The sequence below is a fragment of the Shewanella sp. AS16 genome (genome assembly GCF_021412365.1).
GTDB classification, from domain to species: Bacteria; Pseudomonadota; Gammaproteobacteria; order Enterobacterales; family Shewanellaceae; genus Shewanella; species Shewanella salipaludis.
Window position 1 is genome coordinate 1 of sequence record NZ_JAKCLK010000101.1, and the last position, 346, is coordinate 346.

General features: G+C 58.4%; 1 protein-coding gene. It reads right to left on the reverse strand.

Going from position 1 to position 346, the window contains the following annotated elements; all coding sequences use genetic code 11:
- A partial coding sequence (locus tag LZP73_RS19520; RefSeq protein WP_234236578.1) for an ABC transporter substrate-binding protein occupies positions 1-346 on the reverse strand: 346 nt, incomplete at both ends.

A 346-nucleotide genomic window follows, 5' to 3' on the forward strand; every position in this document is an offset into this window, starting at 1 on the left:
CCGCGCGCTGCCAGCCGAGGACAAAATCCTCTGCCGTCAGAGGCTGACCGTCTGACCACTGCAAACCGCTACGCAGATGGAAAATATAGCGCTTGCCGCCGTCAAGTATCTCCCAGCGTTCAGCCTGAGCGGGCTGCACCTGGCCTTCACCGTCCATCCATACCAGACCTTCAAACAGATCCAGCACAATCTGCGCGGCAGTATTCTCCTCTACCTTTTGCGGGTCGAGCGTGCCTGGGTCGCTATGATTGTTGTAACGAAAGACTTGTTGCGGGGCGAGCGGTGTGTTGGCGGGAACGTCAGCAGCGTAGAGAGGAGCCGCACTTACCAGGCTGACCAGCCATAA